Source organism: Microbacterium sp. LEMMJ01, from assembly GCF_002114135.1.
Lineage (GTDB): Bacteria > Actinomycetota > Actinomycetes > Actinomycetales > Microbacteriaceae > Microbacterium.
In genome coordinates, this window is record NZ_NCTV01000041.1 from 1 (window position 1) to 2,040 (window position 2,040).

A 2,040-nucleotide genomic window follows, 5' to 3' on the forward strand; every position below is an offset into this window, starting at 1 on the left:
GGCCGCAAGGGCTCCGAGCGGATCACCGACACCTGCGGCAAGTGCATCGGCACCGGCCTGTACACCGGGCCCACCCCCTTCACCGATGGCCACGGTCGCCCGATCTGCTTCGACTGCCACGGCACCGGCACTCGCAGCCGGCTCGTCAGCAGCGCTCGCGCCACCGCCCGCGCCCACGCGAAGGCGCACGCCGAGCACATCGACACGACGCGCGCGATCACCGCCCGTCGCGCTGCCTTCGAGGCCGAGCACCCCGGCCTGCGCGACCAGCTCACCGAAGCTCATCTGAGCATCCGGGAGGGCAACCCGCTGCGCGAGAAGATCGGCTACCTCCTCGACTCGCTCGAGGACTCCACCGGCACCCTCGACGCCGATGAGGTCCGCACTGCCCACGAGCTGCTCGAGCAGCTCGAGCGCGAGCTGGCAGCGCGCCGCCCCGTCCCCACGGGACGCACCCTCATCCAGGGTGAGATCCTCGCAACCAAGACCACCGACACCCAGTGGGGCATCACCGTCAAGATCCTCGTCCAGGGCGAAGGCTGGCGCGTGTGGGGCACCAAGCCCTCCGAGATCTCCTCCGCGACGCGCGGCGACGTCGTCGCATTCACCGCAACCGTCTCCGCCTCGGACGACGACGACAGCTTCGGCTTCTACTCCCGTCCCACCAAGGCGCACATCATCGCCGTAGGCATCCGCCGCACCGCATGAACGAGCGCCTCATGAACAGCCGCACCAGCCTGACGATCTACCCCGCCCACGACGAGCGGTCTCTGCATCCGCCGGCGCCGATACTCGTCGACGAGCACTACTTCGTCCGCTCCGGGCTCGAGCAGCTCCCCGCCCGCCTCATCGGGTTCAGTCCTGCCGGCGCGATCGCCATCACGGCATGGGTCCACGACGTGTTCCGCTCCCCCGAGCTCGCACGCGATCTGTACCCGACCTTCATCATCGCCGGCCGCGTCCACGCCCACCCAATCCCTGCTGCCCGAGTCACCGTGCGCGAGCCCTCCGGCGTCGTCCAGGTCGTCATCACCGACCCGCGAGGCAAGCGATACCGCCCCTACCTCGGCGAAGACCGCGACGTCGCCGACCGCATCGCCGCCGCCTGGGGTTCCCACCGCGGCTACTCAGCCACCGTCGAGCAGATCACCCCGGCGGCTACCGCCTGACCACACGATCGGAGATCACCATGCGCTGCCTGATGTGCGAAGAGCCCACCACCATGTACATCCCATCCGACGACGTCGATGGCGTCGGACTGCACAGCTGCGGCGCGTGCGGCTTCGAGATCGAAGCGCCTCGTGATGAGCCCATGCGCACCGTGCCCGCCGACAGGCAGCGCTCTCGACTTTCGGCGACGACGACGACGACGGTTGCGAGAACGCTGCAACCTCTCTAGTATCAGTGAATGTCACATTCACTACTTTCTGATTGATTGAGGAGATCGCCCATGAGCGAATCGGCAGAGACCGTCACTGAGGATGTCGTCTACGTCGGGCGCAGGCAGGCGGGCAATGGCAAGCTCGCGCACTGGTACCGCACGCTCGTCGACGGCGAGATCTCCGACAAGGAGCTCGGCTCGTACAAGCCGTACACGTCGGCGCCGGTCGGCGCGATCATCACGATCACTCGCCCGATCGACGAGCCGAACTCGCTCTACACCCGCGGGCTGCATGCGCCACGGATCACGGGCGCCTATGCCGACCGCGCGGCCACCGACGAGTGGCGTGTGACCGATCAGGCCGAGGCGCAGCGCGACGCGAACGAGCGGCGCGTCAAGCGGGATCTCGACGGGCTGCCTGCCGAGTTCACCGCAGCACTGGACACCCTGGGCGCGCACTTCTCCCGCCTCAACTCTCCGCAACGGGCGGCGCTGTTGTCGCTCGTCACCGCGAAGCTCCTGCGCTACTGAGGCCGAACGTGATGTCCACCCTCGACCTGCTCGACGACWGCTTCCCGCACGGCACCCCGGACGGGTACCGCMGCGGATGCCGCACTGCAGCGTGCCCCGCGCTCATCCCCTGCCGCACAATCCACACC

The 2,040-nt window shown here is 68.4% G+C and carries 3 protein-coding genes; all 3 read left to right on the forward strand.

Annotated elements, in window-relative coordinates:
- Window positions 1-708 (forward strand): hypothetical protein (locus tag B7W94_RS18190; protein ID WP_216353906.1); only part of this gene is annotated, 708 nt, incomplete at its 5' end.
- Between the two features lie 11 nt (window positions 709-719).
- Entirely contained in the window at window positions 720-1,169 is a 450-nt protein-coding gene (locus tag B7W94_RS17710) for a hypothetical protein (protein ID WP_062633397.1), read from the forward strand.
- Window positions 1,170-1,450: 281 nt separating this feature from the next.
- Entirely contained in the window at window positions 1,451-1,912 is a 462-nt protein-coding gene (locus B7W94_RS17720; RefSeq protein WP_005051901.1) for a hypothetical protein, read from the forward strand.
- Window positions 1,913-2,040 lie beyond the last annotated feature (128 nt).

Coding starts and splice junctions, on each gene's coding strand:
- B7W94_RS17710 (WP_062633397.1), top strand. CDS start 720: ATGAACAGCCGCACCAGCCTGACGATCTACCCCGCCCACGACGAGCGG.
- B7W94_RS17720 (WP_005051901.1), top strand. CDS start 1,451: ATGAGCGAATCGGCAGAGACCGTCACTGAGGATGTCGTCTACGTCGGG.